This window comes from Saccharibacillus sacchari, assembly GCF_037722395.1.
Taxonomy (GTDB): Bacteria; Bacillota; Bacilli; order Paenibacillales; family Paenibacillaceae; genus Saccharibacillus; species Saccharibacillus sacchari_A.
Genome location: NZ_JBBKAR010000046.1, coordinates 79,978 through 101,658 on the forward strand (window position 1 = coordinate 79,978; position 21,681 = coordinate 101,658).

Annotated in this window: 21 protein-coding genes; 8 read left to right on the top strand and 13 right to left on the bottom strand. The window is 55.1% G+C overall.

All coding sequences use genetic code 11. From position 1 onward, the window contains the following. Positions 1-61 precede the first annotated feature (61 nt). Together WKI47_RS18335 and WKI47_RS18340 are read right to left on the bottom strand one after the other, a co-directional pair. Positions 62-1,396, bottom strand: a complete 1,335-nt coding sequence (locus tag WKI47_RS18335) for a hypothetical protein (protein ID WP_340228622.1) — start codon at positions 1,394-1,396, stop codon at positions 62-64. Positions 1,397-1,872: 476 nt separating this feature from the next. Continuing rightward, positions 1,873-2,724: an AraC family transcriptional regulator gene (locus WKI47_RS18340; protein ID WP_340228623.1), complete on the bottom strand. Its 852-nt coding sequence runs from the start codon at positions 2,722-2,724 to the stop codon at positions 1,873-1,875. A 160-nt stretch (positions 2,725-2,884) separates the two neighbouring features. Here WKI47_RS18340 and WKI47_RS18345 point away from each other — a divergent pair, with 160 nt between their 5' ends. Both WKI47_RS18345 and WKI47_RS18350 read left to right on the top strand, forming a co-directional pair. Further along, positions 2,885-3,544: a ThuA domain-containing protein gene (locus WKI47_RS18345; protein WP_340228624.1), complete on the top strand. Its 660-nt coding sequence runs from the start codon at positions 2,885-2,887 to the stop codon at positions 3,542-3,544. Positions 3,545-3,588: 44 nt separating this feature from the next. Continuing rightward, complete coding sequence (locus WKI47_RS18350; RefSeq protein ID WP_340228625.1) at positions 3,589-4,692, top strand: Gfo/Idh/MocA family oxidoreductase; 1,104 nt, start codon at positions 3,589-3,591, stop codon at positions 4,690-4,692. Between the two features lie 102 nt (positions 4,693-4,794). On the opposite strand, the gene WKI47_RS18355 is transcribed toward WKI47_RS18350, so the two are convergent. The 4 genes from WKI47_RS18355 to WKI47_RS18370 all read right to left on the bottom strand — a co-directional run bounded on the left by WKI47_RS18355 (position 4,795) and on the right by WKI47_RS18370 (position 9,453). Next, positions 4,795-5,358: a GNAT family N-acetyltransferase gene (locus WKI47_RS18355; protein WP_340228626.1), complete on the bottom strand. Its 564-nt coding sequence runs from the start codon at positions 5,356-5,358 to the stop codon at positions 4,795-4,797. A 25-nt stretch (positions 5,359-5,383) separates the two neighbouring features. After that, positions 5,384-6,127 (bottom strand): tetratricopeptide repeat protein, encoded by a 744-nt coding sequence (locus WKI47_RS18360; protein WP_340228627.1) that lies wholly within the window; start codon positions 6,125-6,127, stop codon positions 5,384-5,386. A gap of 133 nt (positions 6,128-6,260) precedes the next feature. Further along, on the bottom strand, positions 6,261-6,725 hold the full coding sequence (gene msrA, locus WKI47_RS18365; protein WP_340228628.1) for a peptide-methionine (S)-S-oxide reductase MsrA: 465 nt from the start codon (positions 6,723-6,725) through the stop codon (positions 6,261-6,263). Between the two features lie 352 nt (positions 6,726-7,077). Further along, positions 7,078-9,453 (bottom strand): glycoside hydrolase family 3 protein, encoded by a 2,376-nt coding sequence (locus WKI47_RS18370; RefSeq protein ID WP_340228629.1) that lies wholly within the window; start codon positions 9,451-9,453, stop codon positions 7,078-7,080. A gap of 137 nt (positions 9,454-9,590) precedes the next feature. Here WKI47_RS18370 and WKI47_RS18375 point away from each other — a divergent pair, with 137 nt between their 5' ends. Beyond that, positions 9,591-10,466, top strand: a complete 876-nt coding sequence (locus WKI47_RS18375; protein WP_340228630.1) for an aldose 1-epimerase family protein — start codon at positions 9,591-9,593, stop codon at positions 10,464-10,466. Positions 10,467-10,581: 115 nt separating this feature from the next. Here WKI47_RS18375 and WKI47_RS18380 read toward each other — a convergent pair whose 3' ends face one another. Then, complete coding sequence (locus WKI47_RS18380; protein ID WP_340228631.1) at positions 10,582-11,076, bottom strand: MerR family transcriptional regulator; 495 nt, start codon at positions 11,074-11,076, stop codon at positions 10,582-10,584. A 178-nt stretch (positions 11,077-11,254) separates the two neighbouring features. On the opposite strand from WKI47_RS18380, the gene WKI47_RS18385 reads away from it, so the two are divergent. Both WKI47_RS18385 and WKI47_RS18390 read left to right on the top strand, forming a co-directional pair. Then, the gene (locus WKI47_RS18385) at positions 11,255-12,118 is read left to right on the top strand and encodes an SDR family NAD(P)-dependent oxidoreductase (RefSeq protein WP_340228632.1); all 864 of its coding nucleotides are present in this window, start codon (positions 11,255-11,257) and stop codon (positions 12,116-12,118) included. Positions 12,119-12,416: 298 nt separating this feature from the next. Beyond that, positions 12,417-12,956, top strand: a complete 540-nt coding sequence (locus tag WKI47_RS18390; RefSeq protein ID WP_340228633.1) for an EVE domain-containing protein — start codon at positions 12,417-12,419, stop codon at positions 12,954-12,956. A gap of 95 nt (positions 12,957-13,051) precedes the next feature. Here WKI47_RS18390 and WKI47_RS18395 read toward each other — a convergent pair whose 3' ends face one another. Then, a complete protein-coding gene (locus WKI47_RS18395; RefSeq protein ID WP_340228634.1) occupies positions 13,052-14,152 on the bottom strand; it encodes a threonine aldolase family protein in 1,101 nt (366 codons plus the stop codon). Positions 14,153-14,291: 139 nt separating this feature from the next. On the opposite strand from WKI47_RS18395, the gene nudC reads away from it, so the two are divergent. Then, complete coding sequence (gene nudC, locus WKI47_RS18400) at positions 14,292-15,146, top strand: NAD(+) diphosphatase (protein WP_340228635.1); 855 nt, start codon at positions 14,292-14,294, stop codon at positions 15,144-15,146. A gap of 277 nt (positions 15,147-15,423) precedes the next feature. After that, entirely contained in the window at positions 15,424-16,356 is a 933-nt protein-coding gene (locus WKI47_RS18405) for a cation diffusion facilitator family transporter (RefSeq protein WP_340228711.1), read from the top strand. A gap of 152 nt (positions 16,357-16,508) precedes the next feature. On the opposite strand, the gene ribD is transcribed toward WKI47_RS18405, so the two are convergent. The 3 genes from ribD to WKI47_RS18420 form a co-directional block, all read right to left on the bottom strand. Beyond that, positions 16,509-17,609, bottom strand: a complete 1,101-nt coding sequence (ribD, locus tag WKI47_RS18410) for a bifunctional diaminohydroxyphosphoribosylaminopyrimidine deaminase/5-amino-6-(5-phosphoribosylamino)uracil reductase RibD (protein ID WP_340228636.1) — start codon at positions 17,607-17,609, stop codon at positions 16,509-16,511. A 6-nt stretch (positions 17,610-17,615) separates the two neighbouring features. Next, positions 17,616-18,404, bottom strand: coding sequence for a GTP cyclohydrolase II (locus WKI47_RS18415; protein ID WP_340228637.1), 789 nt, complete (start codon positions 18,402-18,404; stop codon positions 17,616-17,618). Positions 18,405-18,676: 272 nt separating this feature from the next. Continuing rightward, positions 18,677-19,768: an FAD-dependent monooxygenase gene (locus WKI47_RS18420; RefSeq protein WP_340228638.1), complete on the bottom strand. Its 1,092-nt coding sequence runs from the start codon at positions 19,766-19,768 to the stop codon at positions 18,677-18,679. Between the two features lie 388 nt (positions 19,769-20,156). On the opposite strand from WKI47_RS18420, the gene WKI47_RS18425 reads away from it, so the two are divergent. Then, complete coding sequence (locus tag WKI47_RS18425) at positions 20,157-20,504, top strand: helix-turn-helix domain-containing protein (protein WP_340228639.1); 348 nt, start codon at positions 20,157-20,159, stop codon at positions 20,502-20,504. A 449-nt stretch (positions 20,505-20,953) separates the two neighbouring features. On the opposite strand, the gene WKI47_RS18430 is transcribed toward WKI47_RS18425, so the two are convergent. Both WKI47_RS18430 and WKI47_RS18435 read right to left on the bottom strand, forming a co-directional pair. Continuing rightward, positions 20,954-21,271: a multidrug efflux SMR transporter gene (locus tag WKI47_RS18430; protein WP_340228640.1), complete on the bottom strand. Its 318-nt coding sequence runs from the start codon at positions 21,269-21,271 to the stop codon at positions 20,954-20,956. A gap of 6 nt (positions 21,272-21,277) precedes the next feature. Further along, positions 21,278-21,619, bottom strand: coding sequence for a DMT family transporter (locus WKI47_RS18435; protein ID WP_340228712.1), 342 nt, complete (start codon positions 21,617-21,619; stop codon positions 21,278-21,280). Positions 21,620-21,681: the final 62 nt, after the last annotated feature.

Consider the following 21,681-nt stretch of genomic DNA (forward strand, 5'->3'; position numbering starts at 1 on the left):
TTGAAAAGTACAGTCGAATCCATATTTTCAGCTCCGACTCAAGATCGGGCCGAATATAAAGTTATTTCAAGCTATAATGCGAAACCGTTTTGTTCACGTTATCATCCACCGCGTGCACGTACAGCTCGCCGGCGCCTTCATACAGGAACGCATAGGTCGATTTCACCGCTGCGGTTTCGCTCAGATCCAGTTCGTATTTGACGCTCAGGTCTTTGGGATTCAGCGACAGGAACGTTCCCGCTTTTGCGTCCGTCACCACGATCTCGTCCGTGTTTTCGGCTTGCGACAGTTTGAGCGCGCTGCCTTCGAGCGTTTTGCTTGTTTTCAGCTTGTTGTCTTTGCCATACAGTTCAAGTTTGTTGCCGGTTTGCAGCACGAATCCGTTTGCCGTCGGCAGAACGACCGCGTTTTTCGCCAAGTTGCGTTCCCATGTCTTTTGGCCTTTGGCATCGAACAGGATCAGCGATTTCGACGTTTTGAGGTTGCTGATATCGATCTCGTCGGAGCCGCCCGGCTTTTGACTGGTTTGGCTGTAATCGTCCACGCGGAATCCGATCAATGTTTCGCCGCCGCCGAACGAAAAGATGGAATGGATAGAATCCGAATTGGCGAAGCCCAAGTCGATCGAAGTCCATTTCGGCAGCGTATATTCCACGATCGGCTTTTTCAGATCATTGAGGCTTTTGAACAATTGGAATTTCGACGCGGTATTGATCAGCTTGTCATCCGGCAGGAAGACTAACGCTCCGCCTTTGCTCCCGAACTCGGACCCTTTTATTTTTTTCGTGCTTTTTACTTTGCCGTCTTTGCCGAACGTATAGAACGTTTGATAGACTTCTCCGGTTTTGGGGAATGTCTGATGGCTGACCACAATATCGCCGTTACCGAGCACATGCAACTGTTTGCCGCTTTCGCCCACGACGCTTTTGGCGATCACGGAATCCGGAACGATCGACTTGCCGCCTTCGCCGGGCACGGGATTCGACCATTTCAGCTTGCCGTTCGCGTCCACCGCTTCCAGCTTGTACTGTTTGTCGCCCGCCTTTTTGCGTAAAAAGTAAGAATTGCCTTCTTGGTCGTACGTGATGCTATCGCCGCTTGTCAGCCCTTTGGCCGTGCCTTTAAAGTCGTAGCCCCAGTTCTCTTTGTCGCCTTGATCCTGGTCGAACGCCTGAATCACGACATTGTCGCTGGTTCCTCTGTTGTACACATACAAGTTATCTCCCGCAAAAATGCCTTCCGCGAACGAACTACCCAGATCGTATCCGTACGGTACGTCGTATTTCCAATCCAACTCGCTCGTCGACGGAGCCGCCAAAGCGCTTCCCGCTCCCAAGCCGGTCAACCCTACCACCATCGCCATGCCGAAAACGGCCGGTTTGAATCGAGACTTCATCGTCGCTACCTCCTGAAAGTGTGTATGATGCGCGGCGCCGATCGGGCTTTGTTGACGCGCTCTTTCCGCACATTCTGTAAAAGGGACGGTTAACTTTCCCGAACGGTTCGCATTTTTTTGATTTTTCCTCAAATTCTTTTTTTTCTCATTTTATCCTGCTCGTTTTCTTTTCTTTTAGCCCTCTTCCGCCCCAGACTCACACTACAGACGATCCAACCGCCCAAAACGATTTTAAAAATCCGAATTTTATGCCAAAAAAATCGCCGCCCCCGAAAAGACGCCGATTTTTAATCTCTTTTCTCTTTTCTCTTCTACCCCCTATTCCAAGCGAAGCGAATGAAACAAAGGAAGCGGAGGGAGAAATTCAGTGAAAGACGCCTTTGAACCCGGAAATCTTCTACTGAAAATTCCAATCCATTTCCGGGTGAGACAGCGCATTGAACGAATTTCTCCCGCAGCCCCCTACGTTTCCTCTCTCATCGCTTCCCCCTCATCTGCGACGGCGCACATCCCCGAAGCTGCCGGAACACCCGATTGAACGTGCGCACATTGCCGAAGCCGCATTCCAGCGCAATGTCGATCAGCTTATGTTGGCTTTCGGCGATCAGCCGTTCCGCGCGGGCGATCCGCAGCTCGTTAATGTAGGTATTGTAATTCATGCCGGTCACGTTTTTGAAAAAGCGGGAAAAATGGAACACGCTCATCCGCGCCCGGTCCGCTCCGTCTTGCAGCGTCAGCGGCAGTTCGCAATGACGTTCCAGATACTCCAGCAGCTCCTGCATGGTTTTGAGATGGGCGGCCGAACGCGCGCTGCGTTTCGGTTCCGCCGCGCCTGCCGGCACGTAACGCAGCGTCAAGCCGCACAGCATATGCAGCAATCCGGTGATCACCGTATCCGATTGCTCGGCCCTCCGTTCTCCTTCTTCCCTGATCCGCTCCATGACCGACGCCAGATCTTGCAGCGCCTGCCGCTCGAACGCAGACGCGTCGGCTTGCCGGGCATACGGAATAAACGAAGACAGCACGCCTCCCTCCTCCGGCCACCCCGCCGGGCTGCCGATCAGGCGCGGATTGAAAATAATCATCAGCACTTCGGACTCCGTTTTCCCGCTATCGTAGTAATGAATATCCCCGCTGCCGCAAAAAGCGAACTCGCCTTGCGTCAACAGTCTCGTTTCCGAATTGATCCCGATCTGAATACAGCCTTCCCGCACGTAAACGAATTCCAGATCGTGATGCCAATGCGCCAAAAAGTTCATGTTGCGCACGCGGGAGATCTGTACGGGCAGTCCGCTGCCGTAAATCCGATTTTCGTGAAAAGCACGCATGAGCCTCGCTCCTATCGCTGTTCGATATGGCTAGACTTTAGCAAAAATCGTCCACTTCCACAACAAAAATGACGCGAAAAAGAGAACGCTTTCCCGTACAATGTGGGGGTAAACGTCAAGCGCGTATTCTATTCAACCTACAGGATGGGAGTCTGATGAAATGAGTAAGCAAGCTTTGATCGTAAGCGGTGGGTGGGACGGCCATCAGCCGAAAGAAGTCGCCGATATTTTCGCTGATATTCTGCGCCGAGAAGGTTTCGAGGCGGAGATTTCGTATACGCTGGACGCTTTTTTGGACGAAGAACGTTTGCTGAAGCTGGATCTGATCGTGCCGGTATGGACGATGGGCGAGATCAGCAACGAACAGCTCCAGCCCGTGCTCAAAGCGGTCGAATCCGGCGTCGGCATGGCAGGCTGCCACGGCGGGATGTGCGATTCGTTCCGTAACAGCGTCGAATGGCAATTTTTGACCGGATCGCAATGGGTAGCGCACCCGTTCAACGACGGCGTGGAGTACGAAGTGCGCATGAAGCGTCCTTCGTCCAGCCCTCTGATCGAAGGCATCCCGGACTTTACGGTGAAGTCGGAGCAGTATTACCTGCACGTCGATCCCGTCGTGGACGTGCTCGCTACGACGACGTTCCGGATCAGCGAAGGCCCGCATTCCGCCAACGGCGAGATCGTGATGCCCGTCGTGTACACCAAGCGCTGGGGCGCGGGCAAAGTGTTCTACAACTCGCTCGGCCATCAGGCGAACATTTTCGATATACCCGAAGCGCAAGAACTGATGCGGCGCGGGATGCTGTGGGCGGCGAAATAAACCTTTTTTGCAGGCGAAATCAGATCAGAGAGGCGGAAATCGGAATGCGGAAAGTGAAGATCGGCATTATCGGCTGCGGCAATATCAGCGGCATCTATCTGGAAAATCTGACGCGCACGTTCGCCAATACGGAAGTGTTCGCGGTGTCGGATATCAGCGAAGAACGGATGCAAGCGGCGGCGGAAAAGCACGGCGTTCCCAACCAATGGACGGCCGAGCAAGTATTGAACAGCCCGGACGTCGAAATCATCGTGAACCTGACGACGCCCGGCGACCATTTCAAGTTTTGCAAACTGGCGCTGGAACACGGCAAACACGTCTATGTGGAAAAACCGCTGTCGCTGCTCCCGGAACAGGGGCACGAGCTGGTCGAATTGGCGCGGGAAAAAGGATTGCTGCTCGGCGGCGCGCCGGATACGTTTCTCGGCGCGGGACTGCAAACGTGCCGCAAGCTGATCGACGACGGTTATATCGGCCAACCTGTCGCGGCGACGGCGTTCATGCTCGGTCACGGTCACGAAAGCTGGCATCCGAATCCTTCCTTCTATTATCAGGCGGGCGGCGGCCCGATGTTCGATATGGGACCGTATTACCTGACGGCGCTCGTTTCGCTGCTCGGTCCCGCGCAGACGGTAGCCGGCATGACCGCCAAATCGTTCGAGCAACGCACGATTACCAGCCAGCCGCAGTTCGGCGAGAAGATCGACGTGGAAGTGCCGACGCATATCGCGGGTACGCTGCGGTTCCGAAGCGGCGCGGTCGCGACGATGATTACGAGCTTCGACGTCTGGAGCAGCACGCTGCCGCCGATCGAAATCTACGGCACGCAAGGGACGTTGCTTGTGCCGGACCCGAACAACTTCGGCGGCCCGATCTCTCTGCGCCCCGCCGGCGCGACGGAGTTCAAAGAAATTCCCGTCGTCCACCAATATGCCGAAAACAGCCGGGGCATCGGCGTGTCCGATATGGCGAACTGCGTGCTGAACGGCGGCACTCCGCGCGCAAACGGCGAGTTGACCAATCACGTGCTAGAGATCATGCACGCGTTCCACGAAAGTTCGGACAGTGGCAGCTACGTGGAGTTGAAATCGAACTGCGAGCAGCCGAAACCGTTGAAAACGGGTTTGGTGAAAGGGTATTTGGAGTAACCGATTGTAACGCAAAAGAACCGCAGCCTTCCGTCGGGAAGGCTGCGGTTTTTGACTTGAGTCGTTATTGACATGATCCGTCGAAAAGGCGAGACTACATTTCTATAACAACTTTTTGCGCATCACGTAATGCGGAATACCCATTTCTTCGAAGACTTCGCTGTCGCGCGCATATCCCAGCTTTTCGTAAAAGGCAACCGCGACTTCGCGGGCGTGCAGCATCATCTCGAAGCAACCTTGGCGTGCCGCTTCCGCCTCCGCGTATACGACCAATTTTCGGCCGATATTTATGCCGCGCAGCGATTCGTCCACGGCGACCTGCTTCATTTGAAGCAAGTTGCCGCTTTTGGTTCGCAGCATCAGCGTGCCGACCAGGCGCTCTCCGGCGAAAGCCGCGAGCAGCAGCGCTTCGGCGTCGCCGGACAGATCGTCGTCCGCGATGCTGCGGCCGAGCGGCTTGCGCAGCACGCCGTCGCGCAGCGCAAGCGATAGCCGATACTCGTCGCTTCCGTATTCGATCCGCCGCGTCTCTATTCCGAGGGCGGCCGGATCGGCTTCGGCCGCTAAGCCCTTCGCCTGTTCCGCTTCCAACCGAAGCTGCGGCTCGGGCGCAGCCGGATCAGGCGACATCGGCTTCGGCGCTTCCTTATTTTCGCGTTCGTTCATTATGTGCTCCTTTCCGCGCTTGCCGTCAATTCAAGCCGCCGCCTCGTCCGTCGTACGAGTTGGAGTTGCGCGTCCGGGCGCGGCTCAAGCATTGTTCCGCTTTGCTGTATTGGCGGTCCCTTTTATACAGCTCCGCCAGTTCCAGATTCGCTTCCCGGTCTTGCGGATCGATCGCCAGCAGCTTCTCGAACGCCGTTTTGCTCGCGCCGTAACGGCGCAGATCTTTGTAGATCAAGCCTTTATTGAACAATGCTTCCGTCGAGCGGGGATTGAGTTCGAGCACCCGATCCAATTGCCCCAGGCATTTCGAATACGGCTCCCATGTCTGGTAGTAGACGACGGCGAGATGAATATGCGCTTCTTCCAGCTTTGGGTTAAGTTCGAGCGCACGCAGATAGCAGGATTTGGCTTCTTTGAGCCTTACCGTGCGTTCGCACACATAGCCCAGGATCGCCCAGCCGTCCGCGTGTTCGGCGTTCAGCATCAGCGAGCGGCGCGCCAACGCTTCGGCTTGCTCGTATTCGCCTCTGTCGGCATACAGCCGGGCTTTGCCTTCGTACGGCTTTTCCCAGGTCGGCTTCATTTTCATAGCCTGGTCAAGCAGCTCCGACGCTCCCCGGGAGTCGCCCAGCATCAAGCGGCAGCGGGCCAGGTAATCCAGGGTTTCCGCCTGCAAGCCTTGTTCGATCAACGCTTTTTTGAAATGAAAATCGGCGTTCGGGAAATCTTTTCGGCGATAGCAGTCGAGGCCTTTGTCAAAATGGTTCATGCGGATACCCTCCTCTCCTTATGCTCCGATTGTAACGCAGATGGCGGGAAAGTCCTATTCGTTACGGTCGCGGGCGGACAAAGAAATTCGCTATAGACGCTGTCCCGCCGATAAAGCTTGCCGCTTCACGAGTTCAAAGGCGTCCGAAACCGAATTTCTTTTTCCGCTGTTTTTCTTCGTAATATTGATGCTTTTCTTCCGCAGGATAGAACGGTTGAACGGCTTGCAGGTCTGTTGCCTGGCTGGAGAGTCCTTGTTCGGTCATTTTTCGCTGCACGCGTTCCATGACCGCTCGCTGCTGCTCGTTCCGGTAAAACAAAAGAGAACGGTAGCGGGAATCTTCGGGCTTGTAGCCTTCGATCGTCGACGGGTTATGACTGCTCCAGAACCGTTCCAGCAATTCTTCCAGCGTGACTTGATCCGGATCGAATTCGATCTCGACGACTTCCGAATGGCCGTTCAACTGGCGGTGGGTCGGGCTTTCGGCTTCGCCGCCCGAATAACCGACTTCCGTGCGCGTTACGCCGGGAATACGGGAAAAGCGATCTTGCGGTCCCCAAAAGCAGCCCATGGCAAAGGTCAATTTTTCGCGGCTCATAGGATCGCTCCTTTCGGATTGCTGCATTTGCATTGCTGCATTTGGATTGGAGTGCTTGGAGAGGCTACGCTGCTTTTTAAGCAATCTACAGAGAGAATACGTGCTATTGCGCTCTATTAGATTGACGATTTGGCAACGTAGAGGAATAAAATCCGGCAATGAGTTCGGCAAAAGGTAGTCTAGGCTGCTTATCTGTCAATGTAGCCTAGACTGACCGGGCCAAACGTATCCTAGCTTGCTTTTTCGGCAACGTGCGGACCTAGTAGCTTGTTTTGCGCCTCTAGCTCTCATGTCCTGCGGTTGCGCCCCTGTTTCCCCCTATTTAACCAGACGCTCAAGCTAGACACGCATCTCACCGATACTTCCGTACCCGCTCGTCGTCGATCAGGCCGCCGAAGTTCAACCCATACGCGAAGTCGTACGTATTCCCTTCCGTATCGACGTGGCAGACCATATCGCGCGGCACGTCTTCCGCTTGCCGTTCCACGGTGTCCATGTCCGCCGGCATCTGCATCGGGAGCAGGCCGGACGGTTCGGCTTCGCCGCACAAAATCTGCAGCAGTGCCTGATCCTGCAAACCGAAGTTGACCAGTATGGCATCTGCCGCCTGCTCGAACTCCGACACGATCGCCGGGTTGGACAGCAGCATGGATACGATCACCGGCTTTTCGCCCATTTGCGCACGGGTATCGAGCACCAGATCCAGATCCGACTCGTTGCGCGTACGTACCGATTTGCCCAGATACGAACGGTTGAGCACGTCGCTGGAACGAGGGTCGCCCGCCAGGCTGACCTCGCGTCCGATCCCTGCCGTATAAGGGCGATACTGCAAGCTGATCGGCACATAGCCGTTGCCTCCTGCCTCCGCGTCTTCGCGGCTGTAGCCCATGCCCGAATCCGGGTTTTCGATACAGACCAGAGCGAAATCGGCTGCTGCCGGATCGTCCGTCACGTCGAAATATTTCGCGGCGACGTTCCGATTCAGCGGATCGACCGTTTTTTCCGGTGTCGGATTGCCGAACCAGTCGCGGCCCGGAGCGATATAACGGCGCGGGACAAAGACTTTTTTTCGCGAAAAGGAAGACGGTTGAGCCATAGAAGACTGTTCGACAGCAGACGGTTCGCTCACGGAAGGCTCAGCCGCAGAGTTTTCGTCTCGGGAGTGCTCAAACGGAGCCCGGACGCCTAACGGAAGCACGCCGCCTTTGTTTTTCAGCAGGACGACCGACTTCAACTGCGCTTCGTACCCTTCCCGCATATAATCCGGTTGCCCCACGGTTTGTTCGCTCTCTTCCGGCTGCACGTAAGGATTCTCGAACAACCCCAGCCGGAACATATTGACCAGCAGCCGAGTCGCCGAACGCTCGAAACGCGCACGCATCCACTTCTCGCCGTGCTCTTTTACGCCCATCTCGTACGCTTCCAGTACCGGACCCGCTTCGTTGTTGCCGCCGAACTGATCCACGCCCGCCAACAGCAGTTTGTAATGACGTTCCGCGACGCTCAAGTGCTCAACGCCCCACGGCTTGCCGCTCAAAAACGAATCTTTTTCCCCGTTTTCGTCCGCCGTAATCAGCCAATCCGTGCAGACTACGCCGTCGTAACCGTACTTTTCGCGCAGCAGATCGGTGATGAGATATTTGCTGTAGGCGTTGCCGACATTCTCGCCGTTTGCGGTATCCTGCTCCCACGACACGGTGTAGTACGGCATGACCGCCGAAGCCTGCCCGGTCGCGCCGTGCAGCTTGAACGCGCCTTCCGTAAACGGCTTCAGATGCTCGTCGAACCGTCCGCCCGGATACACCGCGTATTTGCCGCTGGCATAATGCGCGTCGCGTCCGCTTTCGCCCGAGCCGCCGCCCGGCCAATGCTTGACCATCGCATTGACGCTGGTACGGCCCCAGCCGTTCGCGATCTCGTCTTCGCCGTCCGAAGTCTGGAACCCGTCGATGTAAGCGCGGCCGAGATCGGTCGACAAATGCGGATCTTCGCCGAACGTGCCGTTGAACCGGAACCAGCGCGGATCGGTGGCGATATCCACCTGCGGCGACAGCGCCGTGGTCAGGCCGAGCGCCCGGTATTCTTTGGCCGCGATCTCGCCGAAACGGCGCACAAGCTGCGGATCGAAAGTCGCGGCGAGGCCCAGCGTTTCCGGCCACATCGAGATTTTCCCGCCGGAACCCGCATTGAACTCCGAGCTGGAATCCGAACCGTGGCGCGGGTCCGAGCTATTGTTCGCCGGTATGCCCAAGCCGACCGATTCCGCGTACGCCTGCACGAGATTGTTCCAGCGCGCGGCGACTCCCGGACTCTCCACCGTGGTCACCAGGATATGGCGCAGATGGTCTTTTTCCAAAAAGTCCCGCTGTTCGTCGGTCAGATCCCACGGCTTCGCGCCGCTGTCTTCGTAGGACTTGCCGTTATATGTAGAAGACATCCAATGGGTACTGCCTGCCGGGATCGACTGGTGGCGGCTGTACAGCATGAGTCCCGCGATCTGCTCCGGCGTCATGCGGGAAGCGAGGTCTTGGGCACGTTCTTCGGCGGACAGCCGCCAGTCTTTGTAAGGCTCCAGCACTCCGCTTCGGTTATGGTCTTTGAAAAACAAACCGTCCTGCTCGATCACCTTCGCGCCGGACGAAGCGGACAACCCGAGGGTCGGCCCTTCTTCATTGGGTACGTAGCGGATTTCCGCCGATACTTGGCCTTGCTCGATGTCGTTGCTCATGCCATCGCCTCCCTTTTTCTTCATTATAGCTAATTCGATACCGTCTCGCCTGCGGGAACCTTTCTTCGGCGAACGCTTTTTTGCTACACTAAACACAGAAATCGTTCCACAATCCATTTACCGGAGGGAAAAAGCCCATGAATGCCATTTTGAACAGCGAGTCCGCCACGGTCGAGATCCGGCCGCTCGGCGCTGAATTGATCAGCTTCAAACGCAAAGACACGGGACGCGAATATATGTGGAGCGGCGACGCGGAGTTTTGGACAGGACGCTCGCCCGTGCTTTTCCCGATCGTCGGATCGGTGTATGACGGCGTGATGCGGACGGAAGGCGGAGAATATACGCTGAAAAACCACGGCTTCGCGCGCAACCGCGAGTTCCGTCTGGTTGAAGCAGAAGAAACGCGCGCCGTGTTCCATCTGTCCGCGGACGAGCAGACGCTGGCGATGTACCCGTACAAATTCGCGCTCACGCTCACGTATACGTTGGACGGTTCGAACCTGCGTATCCAGTATAGGGTAGACAATAACGACGATAAAACGATCTACTTCCAGCTTGGCACGCATCCCGCGTTCAACTGTCCGATCGGCGGCGACGGGGCGTTCGAGGATTACGTGCTGGAGTTCGATCAGGAAGAAACGCTGGAGCGCTTTTTCGTGACGGGTGGCAATATCCAGATTCCGGACAAGTCCGAGATCGTGTTGGAAAAAGGAACCGTGCTGCCGCTGACGCGCGCGCAATTCGAGGAAGGCGCCATGATCTTCCGTGACGTGAAGTCGGACCGCGTGACGTTGAAAAACGAAAAAAGCGCGCACAGCGTTAGCGTGGCTTACGAGAACTTCCCGTACCTGGGCGTGTGGCAGCCGAAAAACGCGCCGTTTATCTGCATCGAGCCTTGGCACGGCTTGGCGGACGCGGACAAATTCGACGGCGAGCTGAAAGATAAAGAACTGGCGGTAGGATTGGAGCCGGGAGAATATTTCGAGGCGGCTTTGATCATTGAAGTGAAGTAAATGTAACGGCCTAAATGAATGAAAATAAGACCGGGCAGAGAAATTCTCTGTCCGGTCTTTTGGCTGCTGCAAACTACTGCATCTATTGCATCCAGCATCAGGATCGTACAGAAGCTTACCGAAACCGACGATCCCGCTTCGCGGGAAGCCCCGGTCCTTCCTGCGGATCGGCGTCGCAGTCCTGTTTGTTCATCAGCGTGCCTTGCGCGAGCTTGAGATCGATAAAATCGACGACCGTTTGCAGCGAGGAGATCTGCTCCAGCACGTTCGCGCGGTACTCTCGGATGCGCTCGAAGGCTTCCGGCGTCGCGGCCAGATCGCCTTGACGGGACATGTCGAGGTACGGCTTCATCTCGTCGAGCGACATGCCCGTTTTTTTCAAACACACGATCAGTTTCATGGTCTGCACGTCTTCCGGCGCATAGATTCGATGACTGTTGGCGCGCCGCTTCGCTCTCGGCAGCAGGCCGATCTTTTCGTAATACCGAATGGTATCTTCCGGAAGCCCGGTCAACTCCGATGTTTGCTTGATCGTATATCCCATGGTTTCGACATTGGCCGTATCGGCTCTAGGCGTCATTTTCATGTATTCAAGTTCTTGCTTTGCCACGGTGATCGCTCCTTCGCTTATGGCTTATCGCTCGCATTGTTTGAATAAAGTATACTGCTTGGAGTCAACTCCAAGTCAAGAACTTCGAATTTAGGGTTTGACTTGGAGCCGGCTCCAAGTTATACACTGTCTCCAATCCGCGAGATACTCTCGCTATTCACACATTGGAGGCTTGCCCATGAACACTTTATCCGTTACCTATCCGGCTGCACGCACGGCTTTGATTACAGGTGCCAATAACGGCATCGGCTTGGAATTAACACGCCGTCTTTTGACGGAAGGCTGGCATGTCGCGGCATTGATTCGCTCTGCTTTTTCTACGGAAGATGAGATTACGGCTGGTGCGATTCGCGAAGGCCGGCTTCGGGTTTACACCGCGGAATTGACCGATTTCACGCAACTGGCTGCCGCACTTCAAAAGATTCAGGCGACCGAAACGTCGATCGGCGTTCTGTTCAACAACGCGGGCGGAAGCCTGCCTGAGCTGCGCTTTTCTCCGCAAGGGCGCGAAATGCATTACGAGCTGCAAACGGTCGTGCCCTATATCCTTTACCGCGAGCTGAAGGAGTTGCTGCTGCGCGGTTCGCTCAAGACCGTTATCGGCACTTCTTCGAACGCGTTCAACTATACAAAAACGTTCAACGCCGACAACCTTGCGCGTCCCGAGCGTTTCAAGCAATTAACCGGAGCTTATGCCGACACCAAACTCGCGATGTCCCTCTGGACGCAAGCACTGGCTCCGGGCGAAGCCAAAGACGGCATTCTGCTGCGCAGCGCCGATCCCGGGCCAAACAATACGATTCGTAAAGGCAAAAAATCCGGCCTACCCTTCCCCGTCAATTACTTGATGCGATTCTTCTTCGCGCCGCCAAGCCAAGGAGCGGGACGTCTGCATGATGCGGCATTCGGGCAATATAACAGCGAAGCAGGCGTGTTAATTGATAAGCAGGGTATCGTGCAGTTGAAATTCGCCGATCAGGCAAAGCGCGTATTGGAAAACGTGGAGCGGATTTACCGGGAAGAGTTCCGACTTTTGATGTAAAAAAACTACTGACAATAAGGTGTTAGTTGGCAATGTGTCGAGAAAATCAAACGTAACTGGAAGCGAGAAGACGGAGAGAGAAATTCAGTGAAAGACGCCTTTGAACTTGGAAAACAACCACTCAAATTTCATTCTAGTTTTCCAAGTGAGACAGCGGATTGAACGAATTTCTCTCGCAGTCTTCTTGCTTCTCGCATCAACGTAACTTTCTCGGCAAACTGACTACTGACACTAAGTTGTCAGTAGCACTTCTCTATACTATGGAGGCAAACATCTCGCATCTACAGGAGGATTCTCCATGACAAATACAAGTTCCCCGATCTCGCCTTCGGCCGATCTCGTGCTTCCCGGACTTCGCTATTGGGTCGGCGTCGTCTCCGCTTCCCATGTCGATCACGCTATCGAACAAGGCATCGCGCAGACCTGTCACGGCAAAGCCCAATCGTTGAACCGGATGAAGCCCGGCGATTGGCTGATCTATTATTCGCCGCGCACGGACATGAATAGCGGCGCGCCGCTGCAAGCTTTTACGGCGATCGGACAGGTTGCCGACGATCGGGTGTACCGCTACAAGATGAGCGACACCTTTATTCCGTATCGGCGAGACATGCACTATCTGCCTGCAAAGCCGGTGCGCATCGCGGGTTTGCTTGAACGATTATCCTTCACCAAAGGCCGCCGCAGCTGGGGTCAGGCTTTTCGCTTCGGGCAGTTCGAGATCACGCCGGAAGACTTCCGGGTTATCGCGGATCTGATGCTGGAAACAGGGGATGAAGGAGAAAAAAGGCTCAGCTTCCTCTCTATGATCAACAGCTACAATTCGAGTGGTAAAGGTTAAGATCATGCAAAAGCCATCGCAAGCAGGTGATTAACCTGTCCGCGATGGCTTTCTTTTGTCCGTTTCCGATGCTTGGCTTGTCCGAATCCTACCCTCTATCCTTGTGCGTCTGAAAGCCGTCGGCCCAACAGCCGGATCGCCTCACGCAGCTTTTCCTTTGGCACCGACTCGTATAGATCGCCGATCGCAATCTCTGTCGCACAGGCAGTGTCGCCGATTTCTTTTAGGTAAGCAACCAATGCAACGCCTGTCTGTGCTTGCACGCTTGCGATAATCGGCGCGGCCGCTTCGGCAGACAGACCGCTCAAGTGCAAATGGAACATATTCGACACCGGTACTTCCGGCCTTGTGCGAATGTTCGGCTGCTCGTTGTACAACGCCGCCAGTTCTTTTGCCTCCTCGTAATACTGCGCCATCTTCGGCAAGCGAAGATCGAGATAATACTCTGAACTCAGAATGTACGGATATAAGCTGATCAGATCGCCGCCGTGCCGTCTTTTCCACACTTTCGATTGCTGGGCCAGGTCGGCGTCGCCGAGCAGCATCGCACCCGCGATTCCGCCGATTCCTTTGTAAAACGACACATACACGCTATCGAATAACGCGCTGACCTGCTCCGCCGTTTTCCCATAGTAAGGCAAAATCTCGAACAGTCTGGCTCCGTCGAGATGCAGCGCGATGCCTTTTTCCCGACAGTAAGCCGAAATCTTTTCGATCTCTGCGTAATCCGGCAATTCGCCGCCGATTTCGCGCTGAGGCAGCTCCAGCAGCAAGCAAGCGACGTTTTCCGGCAGCTTTTTCACATCGTCCAGCGCGATCAACCGATCCTCGTCCGCCAGCAAAATCGGTTCCAGATGATGCAGCTCCTTCAAGCCGTCCTGCTCGTGAATCTCCAAATGGCAGAGCGGATGGTAAGCGACGCTTTGACTGCCTTTGCGATCGCTCCAGATGCGCAGCGCGATCTGTTGGGCCATCGTACCGCTCGGAAAAAAAACAGCCGATTCTTTGCCCAGCATGTCCGCCAGCTTGCGTTCGAATTTTTCGATCGTCTCGCCGCGTCCGTACATATCGCTAGGCGTATCGCCGCTTACGCCTTGCAGCGCTTCAAGCAGCACGTTCACGTCGCGCGGCCCGTTACCGGCTGTCCGATATTCGGCTTGCTTGAACGTATCGCCTAACGTCAAAGGTTGATTCATGGGGAAACGCCTCCTTTTGGCCGGAGCAGCTTTGGCTTCGCCGTCCGGTTCTTCTAGGATGATTGTACCCCCTTGCCCCCGGCGAGTCATCCTTTCATAATAAAGAGGTTACGATTCCACTCCGAAAGGTTCTGCTTCCATGCCAAAATCGAAACCCAGCATTTACGATCGCTACATGCCCGCACTGTACGCGGAGCCTACGGATCAGCCTGCTTATTGGTTCGTCTTTCTCGCGGATACCGGAAAGCTGCTGCTGAATGAACAAGAAGGCTTGGCTGCGCTACCCGTGGCGACCCAGGTTGAAGAGCTCAGCTTCACACCTATCCGCTCGCTGTATCTCGGTACGTTGGAAGGCGCGCCTTGTTATACGGCCGAAGCACCGGAAGAAACGAAAGCGCCAAACGGATACGACTTTTTACCGTTGCGACCGTTATATGACCGTCTGGATGAAGATCTGTTCCACCTGGCCGGACGTGCGCTTCAAATTTTGAATTGGGACGATACCCATCGATTCTGCGGACGCTGCGGCACGACGCTGGCGTTGGCGGATCGTGACCGGGCCAAAGTCTGTCCGAATTGCGGCCTCAGCCATTACCCGCGTCTTTCTCCCGCCGTCATCACCGCAATTTTGAAGGACGGGAAAATTCTGCTTGCCCATGCGCCGCATTTCCCGGACAATATGTACGGTCTGATTGCGGGCTTTGCGGAGCCTGGCGAGACGCTGGAGGATTGTGTTCGACGCGAAACGATGGAGGAAGTCGGCATCGAGTTGGGCGAGATTCGCTATTTCGGCAGCCAACAATGGCCGTTTCCCCATTCGCTGATGATCGGATTCGTGGCGGAATACGCGGGCGGCGAAATCGCGGTCGACGGCGAAGAGATCGAGCACGCGGACTGGTTCGGTCCAGGCGAGCTGCCGAATATCCCGCCGAAGGTCAGTATCGCGCGCAAAATTATCGACTGGTACACGGAAGAATACGGGAACCGGTCTTAAATCCGCTGCGAAAAACAAACGCGAAAGCGGACATCTTGCCGGAATCGACGCAGCGGACCTGTTCCGAACCGCCGATTCCGGGTACATATGCTATAGTTGCCGGCTTGACCGACCAACAAGAGCAAGACGCAAGTGACTACATAGCGTGCATCGTTTTTTATCCAACCTGAATTTCAAGGAGGCGTCGTTCGTGGCTGAAGCCCATCCGTCCGATAACGGGCAGAAAGAAACATTAGGATCGCTGATCAAAAAAGGAAATACGTCTTCCGCCGTGGCTATGGCAGGCAACGCGGTACTCGCGGCCGCCAAAGGCGGGGCTGCTTTGTTCACCGGCAGCGGCGCGATGTTCGCTTCGGCGATGCACTCGCTGGCGGATGCCGTGAACCAGGGCTTCGTATTCGTCGGCAGCGTGCTGTCGGAAAAGCGGCCAAGCCGCCGGTTCCCGGTAGGGTTCGGGCGCGTTATCAACATTTTCTGCATGATCGCCGTGATCGTCGTCACGATCATGGCTTACGAGACGATCCACGAAGGCATCCATCTGCTTCAGCACCCAGGGGAAGCGGCGGGAGGCTTTTGGATCAATGTCGGCGTGCTGCTGCTGAACATCTTGGTGGACGGCGCGATTTTGATCAAAGCGTCGAAAGAAATTCTGAAAGAAGCGCGCGCGCCCAAAGCAAGCGGATTGGCTTTGTTGCCGGCGGCGTTCAAAAACGTCGGCCGCGCCGCTCCTCCGACGCGTCTCGTGTTCTATGAAGACATCGTGGCCGTGCTGGGCGCCTTTTTCGCCCTGATTGCCGTCGTTGTCGTATCGCTGACGAACTTCGCTTTGATCGACGGCATGGCGACGACGCTGATCGGCTTCCTGATGATCGCGGTCGCGTTCCGTGTCGGCTACGATAACATGATCGGTCTGATCGGGGTATCGGCGCCGCAGGACGTCGAAGACAAAGTATCTGCCGCTATTCTCGGAGACGCGGACGTACGGGATATCGAAAGCATGCGTATCATTCAGGAAGGCCGTTATTACCATGTCGACGCGGTCGTGGAACTGCGCACCGGCCTGACGCTCGGCGACGCCGACGATATCAAGATCCGTATCCAGCAGCATCTCACCACCGACCCGGATATCGCGGACGCCGCGATTGCGATCGTCGAAGACGACGGGAAAACGAGCTGGAAGCGGCGGGAAGCGGAAGTGGAAAAGAACTAGCATTTCTGCTTATTCGCAAGATTGATCATCTTCGACGCGTCAACCACGTCAAAAAACCGGCTCTCTTTTTGGAGAAGCCGGTTTTTTGTATATCGAAGCAAATTAAGGTTGATCCCGTAGGCGAAATCTCGCAATCGTAGCTTACCTCAGTTTTAACGCTTTGGAAAATACGCTTCGAATTTCAAATCCGGGCCCAGCTGCTCGACTCGAAGTCCGGTCAATCCGACCGCATCGTTCATATCCGCGATTCCCAAGCCTTCGATAAAGGTCGGAGCGTCCTTCCCGCCTACAAGCTTCGGCGCCATGTACAGCACCAGCTTATCCGCAAGGCCCTGCTCCACGAACGAAGCGATGACCTGTCCGCCGCCTTCGACCAGCAACGACGAGATTTCGCTTTCTCCCAGCGTATCCAGCACCTGCTCCAGATCCACTCGCTCGCCTGTCGTCTCGATCACGCGCACGCCCGCCGCTTCCAGCCGTTGTCGCTTGGCCGCATCGGCGTTCGATCCGGTAAATATCCAAGTCGGCGCTTCACCGTCCGTTACGACGCGTGCATCTTCCGGAATACGCAGCGTGCTGTCGAGCACGACGCGCAGCGGGTTGCGGCCGTTCGGCAAACGGGTGTTGAGCTGCGAATCGTCATGCAGAATGGTCTGTACGCCAACCAGAATCGCGCCGCTCTCGTGCCGCAGTTGGTGCACATCCTCGCGGGCTTCGGCGGAGGTGATCCAGCGGCTGCTGCTCGTGCGCGTCGCGATTTTGCCGTCCAATGTAGTAGCCGATTTCACGGTAACAAACGGACGTTTGCTCACGATATAGCGGTTGAACACTTCATTCAAACGTTCGGATTCCCCGCGCAGCACGCCTTCGATCACTTCGATGCCCGCATCCCGCAAAATCTTGATCCCGCGTCCCGCGACGAGCGGGTTCGGATCGGGCGCGGCGACTACCACGCGCGCCAAACCCGCCTTGACCACCGCCTCCGCGCACGGGCCCGTGCGACCGTGGTGGGAGCAAGGCTCCAACGTCACGTAGATCGTGCCGCCTTTGGCATGCTCTCCGGCCATCCGCAGCGCATGGATCTCCGCGTGCGGCTCGCCCGGCTTCAAATGCGCGCCGATACCGACAATCCGACCGTCGTTGACGATGACCGAACCCACGAGCGGATTCGGTGCCGTCTGGCCTTTCGCGGCACGCGCATTTTCCAGCGCAAGCCGCATGTATTTTTCATGGATAGACCGTTCTTCGCTCATGCTTCGTCAGTCTCCTCCTTCGGCCGTCGGCAGCTCCGACAAGCCTTCGATCGGATTTTGCGTCGCGAAGTGACCGGAACGATTGACCTTGGTACGCAGGTATTTCTCGTTAAACTCGGATACGTCTCCCCACAGAGGCGTACGTCCGGACACGTTCATACCCGCTGCTCTCAACGCTTCCAGCTTGCGAGGATTGTTCGTGATCAGAGTTACCGGTTGCTCGCGCAGGAATTTCAACACGCCGATCGCGCCGTCGTAGTTGCGAGTGTCGTCTTCGAAGCCGAGTGCCAGATTCGCTTCCACGGTGTCCATGCCTTGTTCTTGCAGAATGTACGCCATTGCTTTGCTGAACAGGCCGATGCCGCGTCCTTCGTGGTTTGCCAGGTAAAAGAGCGCACCCGAACCATGTTCCGCGATCATTTTCATCGACTGGTGCAACTGGTAGCCGCAATCGCATCGTTTGCTGCCGAAAATATCGCCGGTGTGGCAGATGCTGTGCATACGGATCAGCGCGTCCGGCGAATTTTCGAAATCACCGTAAACGAGCACGCTGGATTGCTGGCCTTCGGCCAGATTCATCGTCGGCAGGCTGCGAATCAGTTCCTCGGCCGACATGTTCTCTCCGCCTTCGGGTTGCTTCATCCAGCTGTACCAGCGGAATACGATCGTTTCGCCTTCCAGGTTAACAGGCAGCTTGATCGGACCGACCAGCACATAGCCTTCTTCGGCGTTTTGAGGAGACGGGATATTATGAATGCTGTTTTTGAGTATGGAAGCTGCACTGTTGTTCACCATGATGGCACATCCTTATTTTCGTATTGGTTAAGTCGGGCAAGCCGCCAAGCAGGCACTTGTATGTCATGCGTCTTTCTCTCTAAAACAAGCTACTTTCCTGTGGCGGACCGTGTACGGTTTCTCGATAAAACGGACACAGAACCTGTCGGTTCCGCATCCTGGCTACTTATACGTTCGCAGCCCAAGTCAATTCGGATCATTTTTGGGTTACGTTTATTTAGGCAATGCTTTTCATTGTAATGTCTATCTGTATATTATCGTCGCTTTGAATGTTAAATATTAAAATTTTGAGCATAACTTAATTCCATATCAACCTGCTCGCGCTGTCTGCGCTCTACATCGCCGCGACGGCGTTGTTCCAATCGATCCAACGGCTCGCTGGTATCCTGCCTGCGTTCCAGACACGTCAACAGCTCTTCATGCAATACGTCCGCGTCGCATAACGCTTCGTTCAGGCCAAAAGCTCCTGTAGGCGTCATCGTATGCGCGGCGTCGCCGATCAACACCAGACCGGGCTGCGCCCAACGCTCCGACTTGCTGCTGAAAATGTCCAGTAAAACGAAGTCCTGCCAGGATGTGATATGCTTCCGCACGCTCGTTTCAAGCTTTGGAAAAGCATCAATCAGAGTCTGCGTCAATTCTTCAAACGGACGCTTGCGCAGCTCTTTGTACGAGTCTTCTTCAATATTCCAGCCGACCTGCACATAGCCGCGGGCCTGCGTGAACAGATGAAGCTGCTGGCCGTTCTGTATAGTGGAACACATCACCGGCTCCCAGCCTTCCGGCGCAGGAATTCTCGCCCACAGCAGATCGTAGCCGTGTCCTTCGGCGCTCACCGGGATTCCCGCGTATTTGCGTACCGAGGAATACCGACCGTCTGCTCCGACAACTATATTGCTGTGAATCTCCAGGTCGCGGCCTTCCGAAGTACGGACTTTTACGCCTGTGTAGCGGCCATCCTCACCTTGCAGCAAACCGCGTACCATTGTGCCCGGCATATACGTGAAGTTTGGATATTGCTTGGCTTCGTCCAATAAGGCATGGAGCAAATCCGCTTGCGGAATATGAATGCCCACATTGCCGTCCACTGTATCTGGCAGAATCGTTTTGACGACTTGGCGGCGGTCCCAATATTCAAGCCGGACCAACGGCAACATCGCTTCCGGATTCATTTTGCTCAGGATGCCGTGCTTTTTCAGTACGCGTTCGCCGTCGCCATTTATAATTTCTCCGCGGAACGACGGTCCGGGTACCGGTTGTTTCTCGACCAGCACAACGTCCGCTCCGCGACGGGCCAGCAGGCACGCCAGCAAAGTGCCGGCCGGGCCTCCACCCGCGATACAAATCTCCGTATGTCGTTCCATCTTTCTGTCCTCCGATTTCGTTCGCGTTCCAAGAGTAGGTTCGAAGCGGCGCTGGGCTTGCGTAGCCAAGACCTCGTAGAGAAGTTCGAAGCGGCGCTGGGCTTGCTTCGAACTTCGTCGTCTTGAACGCGCGCTTTGCTCGCGTAGTCAAGACGACTAACTCACAAAATTACTTTATGTAACCAAGTATATTTATTTAATACATCATAGTCAAGTATTAATTATTACGAATTGTAAGCTTGTTTATTTTAATCACCACATGTATACTGAAGAAGCAACAACGCAGACGCAACCCTTTCAGCGCCTGGAATTTCGGGCTTATCTTTTATAGATCGGTTTATTATCGTTAATTAGATAACAATAAAATATATAATGGAGAGTGATACCATTGGCCGCAGAGCTGACCCAACTGTGCCCCAGATTCGAGAAAGCGATCGAAGTCCTTAGCAAACGCTGGACGACCCTGATCATCTATAGATTGATGGACGGCCCCCGCCGTTTCGTGGACATCGAAAGCTCCTTGTCCAACCTGAGCGGCAAAGTGCTGTCGGAACGACTGAAAGAACTGGAAGAAGAAGGCATCGTGCTTCGCACCGTATACCCGGAGAAGCCGGTGCGGATCGAATATTCGTTGACGGATATGGGGCGGGATTTGGCTCCTGTTATGGACGATATTCAAGGCTGGGCGACCCGCTGGATTAAGGTAGAGCAAGAGCAAGTCCAGCCGCAATCTTGATTTTTTGACGCAAAACGGTTTCTCCCTTCGTACGCAGGTACAGGGCAGAGCCGTTTTTTTGCTTTCGGCCAGGCTACAGCATATTTAAGTGCGCAAATGCAACTAATCTTCACGAATTGACCCCGAATCCAGAAATAAGTGCGCAAATGCAACTATTTAAAAGCAAACCCTCCAAACGAACACGAAAAGCAGAATTTAATTGCATATCCGCACTTATTTCAAAAAAACGATCCTGATTTCGGAAATTAAGTGCATATCCGCACCTATTTCAGTTGGCGATCCCCGGAAACGATCAAATCTTCGCGAAACGTCGAAAAAGGACCTTTCCGAAGCCGGTTTTTTCGATCGCAGACTTCCGGAAAGGTCCTTTTTCCTCGCTGACTCTGTACTTACGCACCTACTGACTTACATTCCCGCTCACTCACCTACTTACCTACACGCACCTCCCCTTACCCGCTCACCAGCTTTAATCCGACCGCCGAACCCAGCACCAAAGCGATACACAACACCCTCAGCCAATTTTTCGATTCCCCGTAAAAAATCATGCCGAGAATCGCGCCGCCGGAGGCGCCTATGCCGGTCCAGACCGCGTAAGCGGTACCCATCGGAAGAGTGTCCATCGCCAGCGTCAGGAAAACGAAGCTCAAACCGAAGCCGCCTGCCATCAGCGAAAAAGCTTTTAGATCGCGATCCTTGTTCAGTTTGTTGATCATCAGCACGCCAACCATCTCGAAAATTCCCGCCAAAATCAAAAATGTCCAGTTCATGTTTCGTCAGACTCCTTTCTTTTGTTGAGGATTGCTTGCGCTCAGCAGCTTCAAGCCGACGACGCCCAGCAGCAGCGTGCCGATCATCAGAAGTTTGGCCCATTGGATATCGGCTCCGAACAACGCAATCTCCGCGATTACCGTGCCGGCCGTGCCCAAACCGACGAACACCGCGTAGACGGTTCCCACCGGCAGCGTGCGCGACGCGGCGATCATCAGCGTGAAGCTGACCCCGATCGCGACCGCCGTCGCCGCCCATTCCCATACGCCCGACGCATGTTTCAACCCGATCACCCACCCGACTTCGAACAACGCGGCAATCACGACGGACATCCAAATTCCGTTCATCTTTTTGTTCGTTTTCTCGTTCATCTTTTTTCGCTCCTCTTGTTTTTTTCAACGCATATGAA